This window comes from Prosthecomicrobium sp. N25, assembly GCF_037203705.1.
Lineage (GTDB): Bacteria > Pseudomonadota > Alphaproteobacteria > Rhizobiales > Ancalomicrobiaceae > Prosthecodimorpha.
On the sequence record NZ_JBBCAT010000001.1, the window covers coordinates 2,958,354 to 2,975,419 of the forward strand.

The 17,066-nt window shown below is 70.1% G+C and carries 17 protein-coding genes; 11 read left to right on the forward strand and 6 right to left on the reverse strand.

What is annotated here, in order from left to right; translation table 11 throughout:
* Positions 1-23 precede the first annotated feature (23 nt).
* The 6 genes from WBG79_RS13445 (at position 24) to WBG79_RS13470 (ending at position 6,510) form a co-directional block, all read left to right on the forward strand.
* The gene (locus WBG79_RS13445; RefSeq protein ID WP_337357612.1) at positions 24-1,031 is read left to right on the forward strand and encodes a Gfo/Idh/MocA family protein; all 1,008 of its coding nucleotides are present in this window, start codon (positions 24-26) and stop codon (positions 1,029-1,031) included.
* Positions 1,032-1,162: 131 nt separating this feature from the next.
* On the forward strand, positions 1,163-2,779 hold the full coding sequence (locus WBG79_RS13450; protein WP_337357613.1) for an ABC transporter substrate-binding protein: 1,617 nt from the start codon (positions 1,163-1,165) through the stop codon (positions 2,777-2,779).
* A 155-nt stretch (positions 2,780-2,934) separates the two neighbouring features.
* A complete protein-coding gene (locus tag WBG79_RS13455) occupies positions 2,935-3,999 on the forward strand; it encodes an ABC transporter permease (RefSeq protein WP_337357614.1) in 1,065 nt (354 codons plus the stop codon).
* Positions 3,996-4,919 carry an ABC transporter permease gene (locus WBG79_RS13460; RefSeq protein ID WP_337357615.1) on the forward strand — a complete coding sequence of 308 codons (924 nt, stop codon included), beginning with the start codon at positions 3,996-3,998 and terminating at the stop codon, positions 4,917-4,919. The genes WBG79_RS13455 and WBG79_RS13460 overlap by 4 nt, the downstream gene beginning before the upstream one ends.
* Positions 4,916-5,752: an ABC transporter ATP-binding protein gene (locus tag WBG79_RS13465; protein ID WP_337357616.1), complete on the forward strand. Its 837-nt coding sequence runs from the start codon at positions 4,916-4,918 to the stop codon at positions 5,750-5,752. Before WBG79_RS13460 ends, WBG79_RS13465 begins: the two co-directional genes overlap by 4 nt.
* A complete protein-coding gene (locus WBG79_RS13470; protein WP_337357617.1) occupies positions 5,749-6,510 on the forward strand; it encodes an ABC transporter ATP-binding protein in 762 nt (253 codons plus the stop codon). Before WBG79_RS13465 ends, WBG79_RS13470 begins: the two co-directional genes overlap by 4 nt.
* 7 nt (positions 6,511-6,517) lie before the next feature.
* Here the strand turns inward: WBG79_RS13470 and WBG79_RS13475 are convergent, their stop codons facing one another.
* Genes WBG79_RS13475 through WBG79_RS13485 form a run of 3 tightly spaced genes read right to left on the reverse strand, consistent with a single transcriptional unit; the run spans position 6,518 to position 8,865 of the window.
* Entirely contained in the window at positions 6,518-6,970 is a 453-nt protein-coding gene (locus WBG79_RS13475) for a GNAT family N-acetyltransferase (RefSeq protein WP_337357618.1), read from the reverse strand.
* Between the two features lie 27 nt (positions 6,971-6,997).
* Positions 6,998-7,618 carry a FecR family protein gene (locus WBG79_RS13480; RefSeq protein ID WP_337357619.1) on the reverse strand — a complete coding sequence of 207 codons (621 nt, stop codon included), beginning with the start codon at positions 7,616-7,618 and terminating at the stop codon, positions 6,998-7,000.
* Positions 7,619-7,632: 14 nt separating this feature from the next.
* Positions 7,633-8,865 (reverse strand): EAL domain-containing protein, encoded by a 1,233-nt coding sequence (locus tag WBG79_RS13485; RefSeq protein WP_337357620.1) that lies wholly within the window; start codon positions 8,863-8,865, stop codon positions 7,633-7,635.
* Between the two features lie 212 nt (positions 8,866-9,077).
* On the opposite strand from WBG79_RS13485, the gene WBG79_RS13490 reads away from it, so the two are divergent.
* The 5 genes from WBG79_RS13490 to WBG79_RS13510 all read left to right on the forward strand — a co-directional run bounded on the left by WBG79_RS13490 (position 9,078) and on the right by WBG79_RS13510 (position 15,057).
* Positions 9,078-11,216 (forward strand): CHASE2 domain-containing protein, encoded by a 2,139-nt coding sequence (locus WBG79_RS13490; RefSeq protein WP_337357621.1) that lies wholly within the window; start codon positions 9,078-9,080, stop codon positions 11,214-11,216.
* Between the two features lie 106 nt (positions 11,217-11,322).
* Positions 11,323-12,324, forward strand: a complete 1,002-nt coding sequence (gene dctP, locus WBG79_RS13495; protein WP_337357622.1) for a TRAP transporter substrate-binding protein DctP — start codon at positions 11,323-11,325, stop codon at positions 12,322-12,324.
* Positions 12,325-12,419: 95 nt separating this feature from the next.
* A complete protein-coding gene (locus WBG79_RS13500) occupies positions 12,420-12,917 on the forward strand; it encodes a TRAP transporter small permease (protein ID WP_337357623.1) in 498 nt (165 codons plus the stop codon).
* The gene (locus tag WBG79_RS13505) at positions 12,914-14,209 is read left to right on the forward strand and encodes a TRAP transporter large permease (protein WP_337357624.1); all 1,296 of its coding nucleotides are present in this window, start codon (positions 12,914-12,916) and stop codon (positions 14,207-14,209) included. The genes WBG79_RS13500 and WBG79_RS13505 overlap by 4 nt, the downstream gene beginning before the upstream one ends.
* 164 nt (positions 14,210-14,373) lie before the next feature.
* Positions 14,374-15,057, forward strand: a complete 684-nt coding sequence (locus tag WBG79_RS13510; protein ID WP_337357625.1) for a class II aldolase/adducin family protein — start codon at positions 14,374-14,376, stop codon at positions 15,055-15,057.
* Between the two features lie 58 nt (positions 15,058-15,115).
* Here WBG79_RS13510 and WBG79_RS13515 read toward each other — a convergent pair whose 3' ends face one another.
* The 3 genes from WBG79_RS13515 to phoU all read right to left on the reverse strand — a co-directional run bounded on the left by WBG79_RS13515 (position 15,116) and on the right by phoU (position 17,057).
* On the reverse strand, positions 15,116-15,541 hold the full coding sequence (locus tag WBG79_RS13515; protein WP_337357626.1) for a hypothetical protein: 426 nt from the start codon (positions 15,539-15,541) through the stop codon (positions 15,116-15,118).
* An 81-nt stretch (positions 15,542-15,622) separates the two neighbouring features.
* Positions 15,623-16,321 carry a phosphate regulon transcriptional regulator PhoB gene (gene phoB / locus WBG79_RS13520; protein ID WP_337357627.1) on the reverse strand — a complete coding sequence of 233 codons (699 nt, stop codon included), beginning with the start codon at positions 16,319-16,321 and terminating at the stop codon, positions 15,623-15,625.
* A 22-nt stretch (positions 16,322-16,343) separates the two neighbouring features.
* Positions 16,344-17,057, reverse strand: a complete 714-nt coding sequence (gene phoU, locus WBG79_RS13525; protein WP_337357628.1) for a phosphate signaling complex protein PhoU — start codon at positions 17,055-17,057, stop codon at positions 16,344-16,346.
* Positions 17,058-17,066 lie beyond the last annotated feature (9 nt).

The window sequence follows — 17,066 nt, forward strand, 5'->3', positions numbered from 1 at the left end:
ATGTGACCCAGGGAGGGAACGAAATGGCATCGACCATGGCCTGGGGCGTGCTGAGCCCGGCGGGCATCGCTGTCAACAAGGTGATCCCCGGCATGCTGAAGAGCCCGGGGGTCCGCCTCGCCGCCATCGCCTCGCGGGATGCGGGCCGCGCCCGCGCGGCGGCCGATCGCTTCGGGGTCGCCAAGGCCTACGGCAGCTACGAGGAGCTGCTCGCCGACCCGGAGATCGGGGCCGTCTACAACCCCCTGCCGAACCACTTGCACGTGCCCTGGTCCGTCGCCGCGCTCAGGGCCGGAAAGCACGTGCTCTGCGAGAAGCCGATCGCGCTGACGGCCGCGGAGGCCGCGGATCTCGTGACGGTTCGGGACGAGACCGGGCGGCAGGTTCTCGAGGCCTTCATGGTGCGCCAGCACCCGCAGTGGCTGAGGGTTCGCGACCTGGTCCGGGACGGCGCGATCGGCGACGTCCGGCTCGTGCAGACGACGCTCAGCTACTTCAACGTCGATCCCGCCAACGTCCGCAACAAGGCGGACATCGGCGGCGGCGCGCTCTACGACATCGGGTGCTACGCCGTGCTGCTGTCGCGCTTCGTCTTCGGCGCCGAGCCGCGGCGGGCCGTCTCGCTGGTCGACCGGGACCCCGACATGGGCACTGACCGGCTGACGAGCGGCCTCGTCGACTTCGGCGAGGGCCGGCGGCTCGCCTTCTCCACCGCCACCCAGCTCGTGCGCGCCCAGCGCATGGAGATCTTCGGCACGACCGGTCGGATCGAGGTGCCGGTGGCGCTGAACGCGCCGCAGGACGGGACGACCACCATCCTGGTCGACATCGGCGGCGCCATCGACGGGTCCGGCATACGATCCGAGACGCTGCCGGCCTGCGACCAGTACATGCTGCAGGCCGAGACGGCGATGCGCGTCTTCCGCGGCGAGGAGGCGGCCGAGTTCCCGATCGAGGACGCGGTCGCCAACATGAGGGTGGTCGACGCGCTCTACCGGTCGGGTGCCAACGGGTCCTGGCAAGACGTCTGAGATTTCAGCATTCGCCCGGTTTCCGCACGTGGTTGCCGCTTTTCGATCCCTTGCGTTCCCACCGGGGCGCGGGCAGGATCTCGTCATCTTTCCCGGGGCGTGCGTCCGGGCAAAATGAAAAGGATCCATCCATGACCTCGACCCGTTGGACCCTCACCCGCCGCCACTTCGGCGGGCTCGCGCTCTCGACCGCGGCCATCGCGGCCTGGCCGGGCGCCTATGCGACCGCCGCCACGCCCAAGGACACGCTGGTCCTGGCCTTCGCGTTCGACGACATCATCACGATGGATCCGGCCGAGGCCTTTGAGATCTCGGCGGGCGAGATCATGGGCAACTGCTACGACCGCCTGATGCGGCTGAATGCCAAGGACACGTCCAAGGTCGACCCGGACATCGCCAAGTCCTACGAGGTGTCCGAGGACGGCAAGCTCTTCACCTTCAAGCTCAAGACCGGCCTGAAGTTCGCCTCGGGCAACCCGATCACGGCCGACGACGTCGCCTATTCGCTGCAGCGCGCGGTCACGCTCGACAAGACGCCGGCCTTCATCCTCACCCAGTTCGGCTTCACGAAGGACAACGTCAAGGACATGATCAAGGCGGTGGATCCCGCCACCGTGACGATCACCACCGACAAGGTCTATGCCACTTCGCTGGTGCTGAACTGCCTGACCGCCAACGTCGCCTGCATCGTCGACAAGCAGCTCGTCGAGAGCAAGGCGCAGGGCGGCGACATGGGCTACGCTTGGCTGAAGACGAACTACGCGGGTTCGGGCCCCTACAAGCTGCGCGAATGGCGCGCCAACGAGCTGATCGTGCTCGAGCGCAACGAAAACTACTACGGTGAGAAGGCCAGGCTCGGCCGCGTCATCTACCGCTATGTCAAGGAGAGCGCCACCCAGCGCCTGATGCTGGAGAAGGGCGACATCGACATCGCGCGCAACGTCACCCCGCAAGACATCGACGCCCTGACCGGCGCCGGCATGAAGACCAGCGCGACCGCCAAGGCGACGAGCTACTACATCTCACTGAACCAGAAGAACCCGAACCTCGCCAAGCCCGAGGTCCGCGAGGCCTTCAAGTACATCATCGACTACGACGCGATCGGCGCCACACTCCTGAAGCACATCGGCACGATCCACCAGCACTTCCTGCCGGTCGGCATGCTCGGCGCCCTGGAGACGAAGCCCTTCTCGTACAATCCCGAGAAGGCGAAGGAGCTGCTCGCCAAGGCGGGGCTGAAGGACGGCTTCAAGGTGAGCATGGACGTGCGTACGGTGCAGCCGGTGCAGGGCGTCGCCGAGGCGATCCAGCAGGCGGCCGCCAAGGTCGGCATCCAGATCGAGATCATCCCGGGCGACGGCAAGCAGACCCTGACCAAATACCGGGCGCGCCAGCACGACATCTACATCGGCCAGTGGGGCGCGGACTATTGGGACCCGCACACCAACGCCGACACCTTCACGCGCAACCCCAACAACGCCGACGACGCCAAGTCCAAGCCGCTCGCCTGGCGCAACGCCTGGGACATCCCCGAGCTGACCGCCAAGACCAACGCCGCCGCCCTGGAGCGCGACACGGCAAAGCGCACGGCCATGTACGCCGACATCCAGAACGAGTTCGTCAAGACGAGCCCCTTCGTGATGATCTGGCAGCAGACGGACGTGGCGCTCTACCGGCCCAACGTGGAAGGCTTCCAGATCGGCAAGACCTCCGACAACACGGCGCTCTACGTCGTCACCAAGAGCTGAGGACGTCCCGCGGCCGCCCCGCCCTGCCCCGGCTCGCCGGCGGCGGGGCGGTCGCGGCGGCGGTCCCCGTCGGCTCGCCGGCCCTGCCGGTCCGGCCTGCATGGCCGGACCGATCGAGGGACGCCTGAGCCGTCCCGGCCCCTTCGGAGCGCCGCATGTCCCTCGCCGACATCTCCCGACCGTTCCGCGCCTCCCGGGCCTATGGCTACGGGTCGGCGGTCGGGCGATTCTTGGTGACGGTGATCCTCACCTATCTCGGTCTCCTGGCCGTGACCTTCTTCATCGGGCGCGTCATCCCGATCGACCCGGTGCTCGCCATCGTGGGCGACCGGGCGCCCGAGCACGTCATCCAGCGCGTCCGCGAGGAACTCCACCTCAACAAGCCGCTGTGGGAGCAGTTCGCCATCTACATCGCCAAGGTGCTGCAGGGCGACTTCGGCACCTCGGTGCTGACGACCCGCCCGGTCATGCAGGATATCGCCCGGGTGTTCCCGGCCACGCTGGAGCTGGCCACCCTGGGGACGCTGATCGGGGCCGGGCTCGGCGTGCCGCTCGGCGTCTGGGCGGCCGTGCGCCGGGGCGGCATCGTCGACCAGGTGGTGCGGGTGATCGGGCTGGTCGGCTATTCGGTGCCGATCTTCTGGCTGGGGCTGATGGCGCTGCTCGTCTTCTACGCCCGGCTCGGCTGGGTCGGCGGGCCGGGCCGCATCGACGTCGTGTACGAGTACACAGTCCCGACCGTCACCGGCGTCATCCTGTTCGACGCCGCCATGGCGGGCGAGTGGGAGGCCTTCGGGAACGCCTTCTCGCACATTATCCTGCCCGCCTCGCTGCTCGGCTACTTTTCGCTCGCCTACATCAGCCGCATGACCCGGTCCTTCATGCTGAACGAGCTGAACCAGGAATACGTGGTCGCGGCGCGCGCCAAGGGATTGTCGGAAACGCGGATCATCTGGCGGCACGCGCTGCGCAATGCGGCCGTGCCGCTCGTCACCGTCATCGCGCTCTCCTACGCGGGGCTGCTCGAGGGTTCCGTGCTGACCGAGACGATCTTCTCCTGGCCGGGGCTCGGCTCCTACATCACCAACTCGCTGCAGAACGCCGACATGAACGCCGTTCTCGGCGGCACGATCGTGGTGGGCTCCGTCTTCATCGGCCTCAACCTCTTCTCCGACCTGCTCTACCGCCTGCTCGACCCGCGCACGAGGATTCGCCGATGACGGCCGACGCCGCCCCGCAGTCGCTGCGCGACTGGCTGCTTTCCGAGCGGCCGCAGTCCCGGCGCCAGGCCGCGTTCGGCCGCGCCTACGCGGTCTGGCGCGACTTCGCCCGCAACCGCCTCGCCCTCGTCGGTCTCGGGATCGTGCTCGCGCTCATCGCCATCGCCCTGCTCGCCCCGATCCTCGCCCCCTACTCGCCTGTCGAAGGAGGCGACCTCAGGACCGCCCGGCTGCTGGCCCCCTCGGCGGCGCACTGGTTCGGCACGGACGACCAGGGCCGCGACATACTCTCCCGGCTGGTCTGGGGCTCGCGCATCACGCTCTTCGTCATCGTGCTGGTGGCGGTCCTGGCGGCGCCGATCGGGCTCCTGGTCGGGACGGTCGCGGGCTTCGCGGGCGGGCTCGTCGACGCGGCCCTGATGCGCGTCACCGACATCTTCCTGGCCTTCCCGCGGCTCATCCTGGCGCTCGCCTTCGTGGCCGCGCTCGGCCCGGGCATCGAGAATGCCGTCATCGCCATCGCGATCACCTCCTGGCCGCCCTATGCACGCATCGCCCGGGCCGAGACGCTGACCATCCGCAACGCCGACTACATCGCGGCCGTCCGCCTGATGGGGGCCTCGCCGTTCAGGATCGTCCTGCGGCACATCATGCCGCTCTGCGTTTCCTCGGTGGTCATCCGCGTGACCCTCGACATGGCCGGCATCATCCTGACCGCCGCCGGCCTCGGCTTCCTCGGGCTCGGGGCGCAGCCGCCCTCCCCCGAATGGGGCGCCATGATCGCCAACGGCCGGCTCTACGTGCTCGACCAGTGGTGGGTCGCGGCCGCGCCCGGCGCGGCGATCTTCGTCGTGAGCCTCGGCTTCAACCTGCTGGGCGACGGTCTGCGCGACGCCCTCGACCCGAAGTCCGACCGATGAGGCCGCTGCTCGAGGTCGAGGATCTGCGCGTGACCTACCCGGCCCGCGACGGCGGGCGGATCGACGCCGTGCGCGGGGTGAGCTTCACGCTCGGCCGCGAGCGGCTCGGCATCGTGGGGGAGTCCGGGTCGGGCAAGTCGCAGACCGGGCGGGCCATCCTGGGTCTGACGGCGGCGAGCGGGACCGTGACGGCAAAGCGGCTGGTCTTCGACGGGATGGACCTCCTGACCATGCCGGCGCGCCAGCGGCGCGAACTGCGCGGCGGCCGCATCGCCATGATCCTCCAGGACCCGAAATACTCGCTGAACCCGGTCATGAGCATCGGCGACCAGATCGTCGAGACCCTGAGGACGCATGAGACGCTGTCCGGGGCAGAGCGGCGCCGACGGGCGCTCGCCATGCTGGAGGCCGTGCAGATCGACGATCCGGAGCGCGTCTACGACCTCTACCCGCACGAGGTCTCGGGCGGCATGGGCCAGCGCGCCATGATCGCCATGATGCTGATCGCCGAGCCCGACCTGCTGATCGCCGACGAACCGACCTCCGCCCTCGACGTGACCGTGCAGCTCCAGGTGCTCGCCATCATGGACCGGCTCGTGCGCGACCGCGGCATGGGGCTGATCTTCGTCTCCCACGACCTGCGCCTCGTCTCCTCCTTCTGCGACCGCGTGCTGGTCATGTACGCGGGCCGGGTCGTGGAGGAGATCGAGTCGGGCCGGCTCGACCGCGCCACCCATCCCTACACGCGGGGCCTGCTCGACTGCCTGCCCCGCCTCGGCGAGAGCCGGCATCCGCTGCCCACCCTCGACCGCAAGCCGGAGTGGGCGCGATGACGCCGGCCATCAGCATCCGCGACCTCGTGGTCGAGTTCGGCCCCTACCGTGCGGTCGACGGGGTCTCGTTCGACGTCGCCCCGGGCGAGAGCTTCGGCCTCGTCGGCGAATCCGGGTCGGGCAAGTCGACGGTGCTGCGCGCCATCTGCCGGCTCGTCCCGCTCGCGGGCGGCACCATCACGGTGACGCCGGCCACCAAGGGCGCGAGCGCGCCGGCGCCCGGCTCCAAGGCCTTCCGGCGTGCCGTCCAGATGGTCTTCCAGGACCCCTACGGCTCGCTGCACCCGCGCCAGACGGTGGACCGGCTGCTGGCCGAGCCGCTCGCCATCCACGGCATCGACGACCAGGAGACCCGCATCGTCCGGGCGCTGGACGAGGTCGGGCTCGGCCGGGGCTTTCGTTTCCGCTATCCGCACCAGCTCTCCGGCGGCCAGCGCCAGCGCATCGCCATCGCGCGGGCGATGATCCTCGAGCCGGAGATCCTGCTGCTCGACGAGCCGACCTCCGCGCTCGACGCCTCGGTCCAGGCCGAGGTCCTGAACCTGCTGGAGGACTTGCGCCGGCGCCGGGGGCTGACCTTCCTGATGGTCAGCCACGACCTCGCCGTCGTCACGCACATGTGCTCCCGGCTCGCCGTCATGCAGAAGGGCCGGATCGTCGAGGCGCTGTCGTCCGACGACCTCGCCAGCGGCCGCGTCGCGACGGAGTACACGCGCGTGCTGATGCAGGCCTCCGAGGGGTTCCGGCGCACGGGCTGAGGTCGTGTCAGCCCCCCGGCGCACCGGCCTCGGGCGGCAGGCGCCGGCTCAGGAACCAGCGGCGATGGGTCGGCACGGGGTCGCCCGGCGCGCTGGCGAGGACCCCGAAGGGCTCGTAGCCGAGCCGCCGGTAGAAGGCCGCGGCGCTCCCGTTTGACGTGTCCAGCCAGGCGCCGCGGCAGCCCCGGACCCGCCCCTCGGCCTCGGCCGCCGCCATCAGGGCACGCCCGACCCCACCGAGCCGCAGCGCGGGGGAGACCCACAGCATTTCGACATGGAGCCAGCCATAGCCGGTGGAGGCCATGAGCCCGGCCACGATCTCCCCGGCCGCATCCTCCCGCAGGAAGGCGAAGCGGCTGTTCAGCGACTGCGGCACGGTCGCGCGGAGGTCGGCAAGGAGCCGGGCCTCGATCGTCGCCACGAGGTCGCCGGGAGGGTCGTCGACGCGCCGGAGATGCATGGCGAGGGTTGCCTGTCCGTCCGTGTCTCAGGGCGTGAACGCGATGGTGGCGACGGCGCGACGGGTCCGGTCCGCCGACCAGGGCGCGGGGCTCGAGGGGGTGCCCCTGATCAGCGTGCCCTGCCCCTTCCGCAGCTTGACGGTGCCGCGCGCGGTGCGGACATCGACCTCGCCGGATAGTACCAGCACGCCGTATCCGCCGTCGATGCGGCCGCCCCAGACCGTCGTGCCGCGCACGCCGAGGGTCGCCACCGGGGTGCGGATGCTGACCGCCCCGCCGGACTTCTCCTCGACCTTGCCGCCGACGAACAGGAAGGCCCCGCGCGTCACGCGCAGGTCGAGGCCGCCGCCGGCCTTGGCCGGGTCGTAGACGAAGCGGTCGACGACGAGGCGGCCGTTCTCGCCGAGGGTCAGTTGCGTGCCGTCCTGCAAGGTCGCCTGCAGGCGCGCCTTCGGGCCGGAGACGAGAACGTCCTCGTAGAGGATGTTGGTGGCCGGTTCGAGCCGGCGGGTGCCGGCCTTGGAGGTGGCCGTGACCTCCGCCTCGACCTTGTCGACCTTTCCGACCGCCTGGGCGGAGGCCTCCCCGGCCCATGCCGCCCCCATGCCGATCGCCGCCAGGGCGATCCGCTTCCATCCGCAAGACATCGATGCTCTCCTCCTCACCCCGCCAGTGCGACCGGCGGGGCCTTCTCCAAATCGGCGTCGGCGATCCGGCGCAGACGCGATCCCCAGGTCCGCACCGTCTCCAGCGCGGCGCCGAGCGGCTGCGGGCGCCCGAAGAGCCAGCCCTGCCCGTAGCGGCAGCCGAGCTGCACCAGCTCGGCATGCTGCGCGGCCGTCTCGATCCCCTCCGCCACGACCGGCACCGCGAGCTGGTCGGCGAGCCGGATGATCGTCTGGACGATGCGGAGGCCGGTCGGCTCGCTCATGCCGGCAACGAAGCTGCGGTCGACCTTCAGGGTCGTGAAGGGCAGCCGCGCCAGGTAGGCGAGCGAGGAATAGCCCGTGCCGAAGTCGTCGACCGCGATGCCGATGCCGGCGGCGCGCAGGCGCTTCAGAACCGTGATGGCCTCCTCGGGGTCGGCCATCAGCGTCGACTCGGTGATCTCGAGCTTCAGGAGGCGCGGGTCGATGCCCTGCTCGGCGAGCCGCGCCTCGATCTCGTCGGCGAAGCCGGCCGCCCCGAGGTCGCGCCCGGACACGTTCACGGCGACCACCGGCATGGCGCAGGCCTCCGGGCAGGCCGCTGCCGCGATCGCCAGGTCCGGCATGACCCGGCACACCTCGGCGACCGCCCAGCGCGTCAGTTCCGTGATCAGGCCGGACGCCTCCGCGATCGGCACGAAGACCGCCGGGGACAGGAAGCCGCGCGTGGGATGCTTCCAGCGGACCAGCGCCTCGAGCCCGGCGAGCCGGCCGGTGGGCAGGTCGACGATCGGCTGGTAGTGCAGCTCGAGCTGGCCCTTGCGGATCGCCGCGGCGAGCTCGCGCTCCAGCCGGACCTCCTCCAGCGCCGCCGCGGCGAGGTCGACCGCGTCGGTGCGGACGGGCAGGTCGAGGCCCGCTTCCGCCCCGAGCATGCCGCGGAGCCGGCGCAGCAGGATCCCGAGGCTCAGCCGGACGATCGGATCGGCCTCCGCCAGCCGGCGCGCGAACTGCTCGGCCGGGATCTCGTAGAGCACGGCCTCGGTCGCCGCCACCGCGTGAGCCGACCGGGTGCCCCCGTCGATGATGGCCATCTCGCCGACGAACTCGCCGGGCCCGCACGCCGCGATCATGCGAACGCCGGACGGGTCTTCGACCCGGATCTCGACGGTGCCGGACTCGACCAGGTAGGCCGACCGTCCCGGGTCTCCGGCTCGGAACAGGAACTGCCCCGGAAGGAGCCTCACGCGGTGTGTATCGTCCAAAATGCCGGCCCCGATTTCCGATCAGGTCGGGATCCTGACTGGCAGGCTTTAACAATCTCATACGGGAATCCGCGGATCCGGGGCGGGCGGTGTCGATTCGCATTTTCGCTTTCACGGAATCACAAGCCCGCGGCTGCTAGGGGAAGTCGACCGGCCCGCCCCCGCGGCCGCTCCCCCTTGCGGAGTTCGCCTTCTTGCGCAAGCCATCGCGCCGCATGCTGTCGTTCCTCGCCGGCCTGGGCCTGGCGCTGGCGCTCGCGTTCGGCGGCGTGCAGGGGTCCGCCCCCGTCGAGGTCCTGCGCGTCGCCGCTTTCGACGCCCTGCAGCGGCTCTTTCCGCGCGCGCCGACGGGCGCGCCCGTGCGGGTGGTGGACATCGACGAGGCCAGCCTCGCAGCCCTCGGGCAATGGCCCTGGCCGCGGGATGTGCTGGCCCGGCTGACCACGCGCCTGACCGAGCTCGGGGCTGCCGCGATCGCCTTCGACGTGGTCTTTCCGGAGCCCGACCGCACCTCCCCGGCCGCCCTTGCGCAAGCGTGGGCGACCGACCCGTCCGTCGCCCGCCTCGCCGCCGCCGCGCCACTTGCCGATCACGACCGCCTCTTCGCGGCGGCGCTGGCCGCGGGCCCGACCGTCCTCGGCGCCGGGCTGCTCGCTGGGGCGAACGACGTCCGGCCGGCCGCCAAGGCGGCCGTCGCGACCCTGGGAGACGACCCCGCGGCGGGCCTTCCCGCCTTCGCGGGCGCGCTTGCGAACCTGCCTCTCCTGGAGGCGGCGGCAAAGGGGGTAGGCAGCTTCAGCTTCGCGGCCCGCGACGGCGCCATGGTCCGGCGCGTGCCGCTCCTCGCCCGCCTCGGCGACCGGATCGTGCCCTCCCTCGCCCTCGAGGCGCTCCGCGTGGCGACCGGCAGCGACACCGTCGTGGTCCGGCGCGACCCCGGCATGGGCTGGGCGGGCGCCGGCCTCGACCTGCGCCTCGGCGACACCGTCCTCAGGACCGAAACGGACGGGTCCCTGCGGCTGCACTATGCCGAGCCCGATCCGGCGCTGCGGATCTCCGCCCGGGAGGTCCTGGGGGGTCGCCCGGCGGACCTGCGGAGCCGGATCGCGGGACACATCGTCCTCGTCGGCACCAGTGCGGTCGGGCTCGGCGATCTCCGCCCGACCCCGCTCAGCCCCTTCATGCCGGGGGTGGAGATCCACGCGCAGGCGCTCCAGCAGATCCTCTCCGGCCATGGGCTGCACCGCCCGGACTGGCTGCCCGGGGCGGAGGCGCTCGCCGCTCTCGCGGCGGGGATCGCGCTGGCGGCCCTGGCCGGCTTCGCCCGGCTCGGGATGGCGCTCGCCGCCATAGGCATCGCGGCCGGCGGGTTGCCTCTGGCGTCCGTCCTCCTCTACGCGACCGCGCGGGTCCAGGTCGATCCGGTCTGGCTCCTCGCCGGTTCGCTCCTGCCGGCCGCCGCCGCCGTGATCGCCCGCCACGGCCTCATCGAGCGGGAGAGCCGCCGCCTCGTCTCCGCCTTCTCCCAATACCTGTCCCCGACCCTCGTCGAGCGTCTCGCCGCCGACCCGTCGAGCCTGCGCCTCGGCGGGGAGACGCGGGTCATCACCTGCCTCTTCACCGACCTGGAGGGCTTCACCGGCTTCACCGAGCGGGCCGAGCCCGAGACGCTGGTCCGTGTGCTGAACGCCTACCTGGACGGCCTCTGCGGGATCGCCATGGATGGCGGCGGGACGGTCGTGAAGCTCATCGGCGACGCCGTCCACGTGGTTTTCAACGCGCCCCTCGACCAGCCGGATCATGCGGACCGGGCGGTCGCCTGCGCGCTCGCCATGGACCGCTTCGCCCAGGCCTTCACGCGCGAGATGGCGGCCGGGAAGATCCGCTTCGGGGTGACGCGCATCGGCATCCACACGGGCCCGGCCGTGGTCGGCAACTTCGGCGGCGGACGACGGTTCGACTACTCGGCCTATGGCGACACCGTCAACGTCGCGGCGCGGCTGGAAGCCGCCAACAAGGTGCTCGGAACGCGCATCAGCGTCTCGGCCGCGACCGCGGAGGCGGCCGCCGCCCACCGCTTCCGGCCCTGCGGGTCGCTCCTCCTGAAGGGCAAGACCGTCGCCATCGACGCCTTCGAGCCGGTCGAGGACGGCCGCGACCCGACCGCCGACATGGTCCGCTTCCTGCGCGCCTTCGCGGCGCTCGCGTCGGGCGATCCGGGCGGCCGGGCGGACATGCTCGCCTACACGGCGAGTTTCCCGGACGATCCCATCGCCCGGCTCATGGCCCGACGCATCGAGGCCGGCGAGGACCCCCTGACGATCCGCGCCTGAAGCGCCATCCGCGAGGGCGTCCGGGCAAGGGGGCGCCTCTCGACGCCGCGGGACAACTGTGCTGAAACAACGTCCTCTACAAGAATCCGACAATGGGAGGACCGTCATGACCATCTCGATCGATCGCCGCCGCTTCGTGGCCGGCGTTTCCGCCGCCACCCTCGCCGCCCCGCTCGCGTTGGGCTCCGCGGCCGCCCAGGAAGGCGTCCTCCTGCGCCTCTCCTCCCCGGCGACCCCGACCGACCAGCGCGCCCTGGCGCTGATCGAGGTCTTCGGCCCGGCGGTCAAGGGTTTCGCGACCTTCCAGCCGCACTGGAACGCCACCCTGTTCAAGCAGGGCACCGAGCTCGAAGCCATCGCGCGCGGCAATCTCGAGATGTCGATCGCCTCCGCGCAGGAACTCGCCACGCTGATCCCGGCCTGGTCCATCTTCACGGCCGGCTACCTGCTGCGCGACGCCGAGCACCAGAAGAAGGTGTTCAACTCGGGCCTGATGGACGATCTCAAGAAGCAGACCGAGGACAAGCTCGGCGTGAAGCTCCTGACCGTCATGTATCTCGGCCGGCGGCAACTGAACCTCCGCACCGACAAGGAGATCCGCAAGCCCGAGGACCTCGCCGGCCTCAAGCTGCGCATGCCGAACTCGGAGGCCTGGCTGTTCCTCGGGCAGGCGCTCGGCGCCAACCCGCTGCCGCTCGCCTTCACGGAGATCTACACGGCGCTGCAGACAGGCGCGATCGACGGGCAGGACAACCCGCTGCCGACCAACCGTGACTCGAAATTCTTCGAAGTCACGAAGCAGATCGTGCTGACCAGCCACCTCGTCGACCAGAACTACCTGGCGATCTCCAAGAAGGTCTGGGACAAGCTCACGCCGGACCAGCAGAAGACCCTCCAGAAGGCCGCCGACGACGCGGCGGAGCTCGGCCGGCAGCGGCAGCTCAAGCTCGAGGAGGAGCTCGAGACCTTCTTCAAGGAGAAGGGCCTCAAGGTCTACGCGCCGGACGTCGACGCCTTCCGCACGCGCGTCCAGAAGGCCTATCTGGAGTCCAAGTTCGCCAAGGACTGGCCGGCCGGCCTCGTCGAGAAGATCAACGCGGTGCAGTGATCGCGACACCGGCTCGCCGCCGGTCCTGACCATCCCGGGGCGGCCGTCGCGTGCCGCCCCGCGGGCCTTCCCCTCCCTCCCTCCGGTCAGTCACCATGCGACCCATCACGAGATGGCTGCGTGCGCGGGCGGACGACGTCGCCGTCGCGCTGCTCGCCCTGATGTTCACGTCCTTCCTGGTGCAGATCATCTCGCGCTACGTCTTCAACGACCCGCTCGGCTGGACGTTGGAGGCCTGCCTGACGACGTGGCTCTGGCTCGTGTTCTGGGGCTCCGCCTTCGTCCTCGACGATCGGGACCACATCAAGTTCGACGTGCTCTACGTCTCGGTCAGTTCGGGGATGCGGCGGGCCTTCTCGATCGCCTCGGCGACCGCGATCGTGTTCGCCATGGCGGCGTCGTTCCCGGCGACCTGGGACTACATCACCTTCTACAAGATCAAGTCGAGCGCCATCATCGGCATCCGGCTCGACATCGTCTTCGGCATCTATGCGGTCTTCGCGATCGCCATCATCGTGCGCTACGGGGTCCGGGCCTGGCGGCTGATCCGGGGCGCACGCATGGAAGACCTCGACGGGGAACCGCGGTCATGAGTTTCCCGTTCGCGGTCGCCCTCGTCACCCTCTTCGGCCTCGCCGCCATCGGCGCGCCGATCTCCCTGGGCATGATCGTCTCCGCGGTCGCCTACCTGTTCGTGAAGGGGCAGGACCTCGGCCTCGCGGCCGAGCAGGTCATCCAGGGCATCTACGACAGCTTCGTGATCCTGGCGGTGCCGCTCTTCATCGTCGCCGCCAACATCATGAACGCCGGCACGATCAGCGAGCGCCTGCTCCAGTTCTGCGTTCTGCTGGTCGGTCGCGTCCGGGGCGGACTCGGTCACGTCAATGTGGTGACCAGCATCATCTTCTCGGGGATGTCGGGCTCGGCGATCGCCGACGCTGCCGGCATCGGCAAGCTGATCACCGAGATGATGGCCAAGGACGGCCGGTATCCCCGCGGCTATGCGGCCGCGCTGACGGCGGCCTCGGCGGTGATCGGCCCGATCATCCCGCCGTCCATCCCGATGGTGATGTACTCGCTCGTGTCCGATGCCTCGATCGGCTACATGTTCATCGGCGGCTTCCTGCCGGGTCTGCTGATCGGCCTCGTGCTGTCCGTCGTCAATCATTGGATCGCAGTGAAGCGCAACTTCGCGCTCGAGGAGCCCGTGCCCCTTTCGGAACTGCCGAGGACCACGTTCCGCGCCCTGCCGGCCCTGATGATGCCCGCCATCCTGCTCTACGGGATCTACGGTGGCGTCGCGACCCCGACCGAGGCCGCGGCCGTGGCAGCGGCCTATTCCCTGATCCTCGCCGGCATCTTCTACCGGGCGATCTCGCTCAGGGACCTCTACGGCGTCTTCCTGGAGAGCGCGAAGGGCTCCGCCTCGGTCGGCCTGCTGATCGGCGGCGCGCTCATCTTCAACTACATCGTGGCCAGCGAGAACATCCCCGGCCAGGTCTCCGAGTGGCTGAAGGACGTGCAGGTGTCGCCGCTCGTGTTCCTGATCGGCGTGAACGTCCTGCTCCTGGTGCTCGGCTGCTTCATCGACGCCTCGACCATCATCCTGGTCATCGTTCCCCTGTTCATACCCGCCTGCAACGCCCTCGGCATCGACCTCGTGCACTTCGGCGTCGTAGTCGTCATCAACACCATGATCGGGTTGATCACCCCGCCCTATGGCGTCCTCCTCTTCGTCACCAATGCGGTGACGGGCATCCCGCTCCGCGAGATGATCGACGAGATCTGGATCTTCATCGCCGTGCTCGTCGCCACGCTGGCGATCCTCATCCTCTTCCCCGAAAGCGTCCTCTGGCTTCCGCGCCAGTTCGGCTACGTCGGTTAGCGCCGGGCGGGCGCGTCCGGAGGCCGACCGCGGGGTCGCGCGTCGACTACGATGCGCCAAGACGAGACGCTCGATTCGCGTCACCCTGGCGAGGCCATTCACGGCCGGGCCGCCCCGCAGACCGGCCCTGCCGAAGCCTTCCCGAGCACCAGAAGGACGAGTCCATGAGCAAGGAAGAGAAGGCGCTCCGCCAGGCGATCATCGACAAGTGCCGCTGGATGAACGCCGCGGGCCTGAACCAGGGCACGGCCGGCAACATTTCGGCGCGATACGGCGACCGCATGCTGATCACCCCGAGTGCGACGCCCTACGACCTGTGCGAGCCGGAGATGATCGCCTCCATGCCGATCGACGGCGACTACGGCACCTGGGACGGCCCGCTGAAGCCGTCGACCGAGTGGCGCTTCCACCTCGACATCATGAAGGCGCGGCCCGAGGTCGGCGCGATCGTGCACACCCACTCGACCTTCGCCACCATCCTGGCGATCGCCCGCAAGCCGATCCCGTCCTGCCACTACATGATCGCGGCCTTCGGTGGCATGGACGTCCGCGTCGCCGACTACGCCACCTACGGCACGGCGGAGCTCTCGGCCAACGCCCTGAAGGCGCTCGAGGGCCGGACCGGCTGCCTGCTCGCCAACCACGGCATGATCGCCACGGGTGCCAGCCTCGACAAGGCGATGTGGCTCGCCGTCGAGCTCGAGACGATCGCCAAGCAGTACTACCACACGCTCCTGATCGGTGGCCCGGTGCTCCTGAACGAGGCCGAGATCGAGGACACCCGCAAGGGCTTCGCCACCTACGGGCACCAGGAGCCGAAGAAGAAGAAGCTCAAGACGGCCGGGTGAGCGGCGTGACCGGGCTGCCGCCGCGACGCGGAAGAGATCCTCGACCGCGCAAGGCTGCTCAATCCCGGACTTCCGTGAAGCCGCCGTCCGGGTGCACCACCCAGCGCCGGGATCCTGCGAAGACCCCGGCCACCTGCCCGGTCGACGCCACGGCCCGCAGCACGGCGAGCACGTCCGGCCGCTGCCAGGCGGTCGGGGTCGCCGGATCGGTTTCGGCGACGAGGCCCGCTCCGTCCGGCGGGACCACGAAGACCACCTTGCAGCGGTCCGGGCGGAGCGCGTCGGGCATCATGACGTGGGCCGCCTCCGGGGCCTTGAGCCAGAAGCATTCGAAGTCGCGGCAGCTCGTGGGCCGGGCCTCGTAGACCGTGCAGCCGCGCCCCTTGGCGCAGGACGGGCACCACGATCCCCGCGGCTTCTCCAGCTCGCGGATGCCCAGGACCTTGCAACAGAGCGTGCAAGTACCGCACTCGCGCCGCGCCATGTCCACCGTCTCCCGACCGGCCGTCCCTCCGCGGCCCTCCGGCTGGGTAGCAGATCGCGCGGCGAGCCGCCATCGCGACACTCACGCCGCCGCCGCGAAGCGCTCGTCGAAGGCGTAGCCCGCGCCGCGGACGGTGCGGATGGGGTCGCGCTCGCGGCCCCGGTTGATGGCCTTGCGCAGCCGGCCGACATGGACGTCGACCGTGCGCTCGTCCACATAGACGTCGCGGCCCCAGACCCCGTCGAGGAGCTGCTCGCGGGTGAAGACGCGGCCCGGCGTCGTCATCAGGAACTCGAGCAGGCGGAACTCGGTCGGGCCGAGGTGGATCTCGCGGTCGCCGCGGCGGACGCGGCGGGTCTCCTTGTCGAGCTCGATGTCGCCGGCGGCGAGGCGCGAGGAGACGAGCTCCGGCTTGGCGCGGCGCAGCATGGCCCGGATCCGCGCCATCAGCTCGGGCACCGAGAAGGGCTTCACCACGTAGTCGTCGGCACCGGTCGCGAGGCCGCGGATCCGCTCGGCCTCCTCGCCGCGGGCCGTCAGCATGATGATGGGCAGCCGCTCCGTCTCGGGCCGGGTCCGCAGGCGGCGGCAAAGCTCGATTCCCGACAGGCCGGGCAGCATCCAGTCGAGCAGGAGCAGGTCCGGGACGGCTTCCTTCAGCCGCAGATCGGCGTCGTCGCCCCGGGCGCAGGCGTCGACCTCGTGGCCCTCGGATTCCAGGTTGTAGCGGAGGAGAAGCGTCAGCGCCTCCTCGTCCTCCACGATCAGCACGCGCGCCATGGCGGGTCGGGTCTCCGGACAATCAATCGTCGGACAGGACATTGATGAGATGGGAGGTGTCGCCCTTCGGGCGGTCCTCGGCCAGCTGCTCGCCCGTCACCACGTAGTGCACCGTCTCGGCGATGTTGGTGGCGTGGTCGCCGATGCGCTCGATGTTCTTCGCGCAGAAGAGCAGGTGCGTGCAGATCGAGATGTTGCGCGGGTCCTCCATCATGTAGGTCAGGAGTTCCCGGAAGAGCGAGGTGTAGAGGGCGTCGATCTCGTCGTCACGGCCACGCACGCGCAGGGCCCGGGCGTCGTCGCGGGCCGTAAAGCTGTCGAGCACGTCCTTGAGCTGCTCCAGCGCGATCTCGGCGAGGTGCTCAACGCCGATGACCAGCTTCTTCGAGTTGAAGTTGCCGTTGATGGCGATGACGCGCTTGCCAATGTTCTTGGCGAGGTCGCCGACGCGTTCGAGGTCGTTGGAGATGCGCAGGGCGCCGACGATCTCGCGCAGGTCCATCGCCATCGGCTGGCGCTTGGCGATGATCAGGATCGCGCGTTCCTCGACGTCGCGCTGGAGACGGTCCAGGCGCGCATCGGTGGTGATGACCTTCTGGGCGAGTTCGGAGTCCATGCGGACGAGCGCCGTGATGGAGTCGGCGACGAGGCCTTCCGCGAGGCCCCCCATTTCGGCGATCGACCCGGAGAGCGCCTTCAGTTCCTGCTCGAAGGAGCGGACGATGTGTTCGGCCATGATTCCCCT

Excerpts from the sequence above, each read along its gene's own strand:
- WBG79_RS13445 (WP_337357612.1), top strand. The coding sequence starts at position 24 with ATGGCATCGACCATGGCCTGGGGCGTGCTGAGCCCGGCGGGCATCGCT.
- WBG79_RS13450 (WP_337357613.1), top strand. The coding sequence starts at position 1,163 with ATGACCTCGACCCGTTGGACCCTCACCCGCCGCCACTTCGGCGGGCTC.
- WBG79_RS13455 (WP_337357614.1), top strand. The coding sequence starts at position 2,935 with ATGTCCCTCGCCGACATCTCCCGACCGTTCCGCGCCTCCCGGGCCTAT.
- WBG79_RS13460 (WP_337357615.1), top strand. The coding sequence starts at position 3,996 with ATGACGGCCGACGCCGCCCCGCAGTCGCTGCGCGACTGGCTGCTTTCC.
- WBG79_RS13465 (WP_337357616.1), top strand. The coding sequence starts at position 4,916 with ATGAGGCCGCTGCTCGAGGTCGAGGATCTGCGCGTGACCTACCCGGCC.
- WBG79_RS13470 (WP_337357617.1), top strand. The coding sequence starts at position 5,749 with ATGACGCCGGCCATCAGCATCCGCGACCTCGTGGTCGAGTTCGGCCCC.
- WBG79_RS13475 (WP_337357618.1), bottom strand. The coding sequence starts at position 6,970 with ATGCATCTCCGGCGCGTCGACGACCCTCCCGGCGACCTCGTGGCGACG.
- WBG79_RS13480 (WP_337357619.1), bottom strand. The coding sequence starts at position 7,618 with ATGTCTTGCGGATGGAAGCGGATCGCCCTGGCGGCGATCGGCATGGGG.
- dctP (WP_337357622.1), top strand. The coding sequence starts at position 11,323 with ATGACCATCTCGATCGATCGCCGCCGCTTCGTGGCCGGCGTTTCCGCC.
- WBG79_RS13500 (WP_337357623.1), top strand. The coding sequence starts at position 12,420 with ATGCGACCCATCACGAGATGGCTGCGTGCGCGGGCGGACGACGTCGCC.
- WBG79_RS13505 (WP_337357624.1), top strand. The coding sequence starts at position 12,914 with ATGAGTTTCCCGTTCGCGGTCGCCCTCGTCACCCTCTTCGGCCTCGCC.
- WBG79_RS13510 (WP_337357625.1), top strand. The coding sequence starts at position 14,374 with ATGAGCAAGGAAGAGAAGGCGCTCCGCCAGGCGATCATCGACAAGTGC.
- WBG79_RS13515 (WP_337357626.1), bottom strand. The coding sequence starts at position 15,541 with ATGGCGCGGCGCGAGTGCGGTACTTGCACGCTCTGTTGCAAGGTCCTG.
- phoB (WP_337357627.1), bottom strand. The coding sequence starts at position 16,321 with ATGGCGCGCGTGCTGATCGTGGAGGACGAGGAGGCGCTGACGCTTCTC.
- phoU (WP_337357628.1), bottom strand. The coding sequence starts at position 17,057 with ATGGCCGAACACATCGTCCGCTCCTTCGAGCAGGAACTGAAGGCGCTC.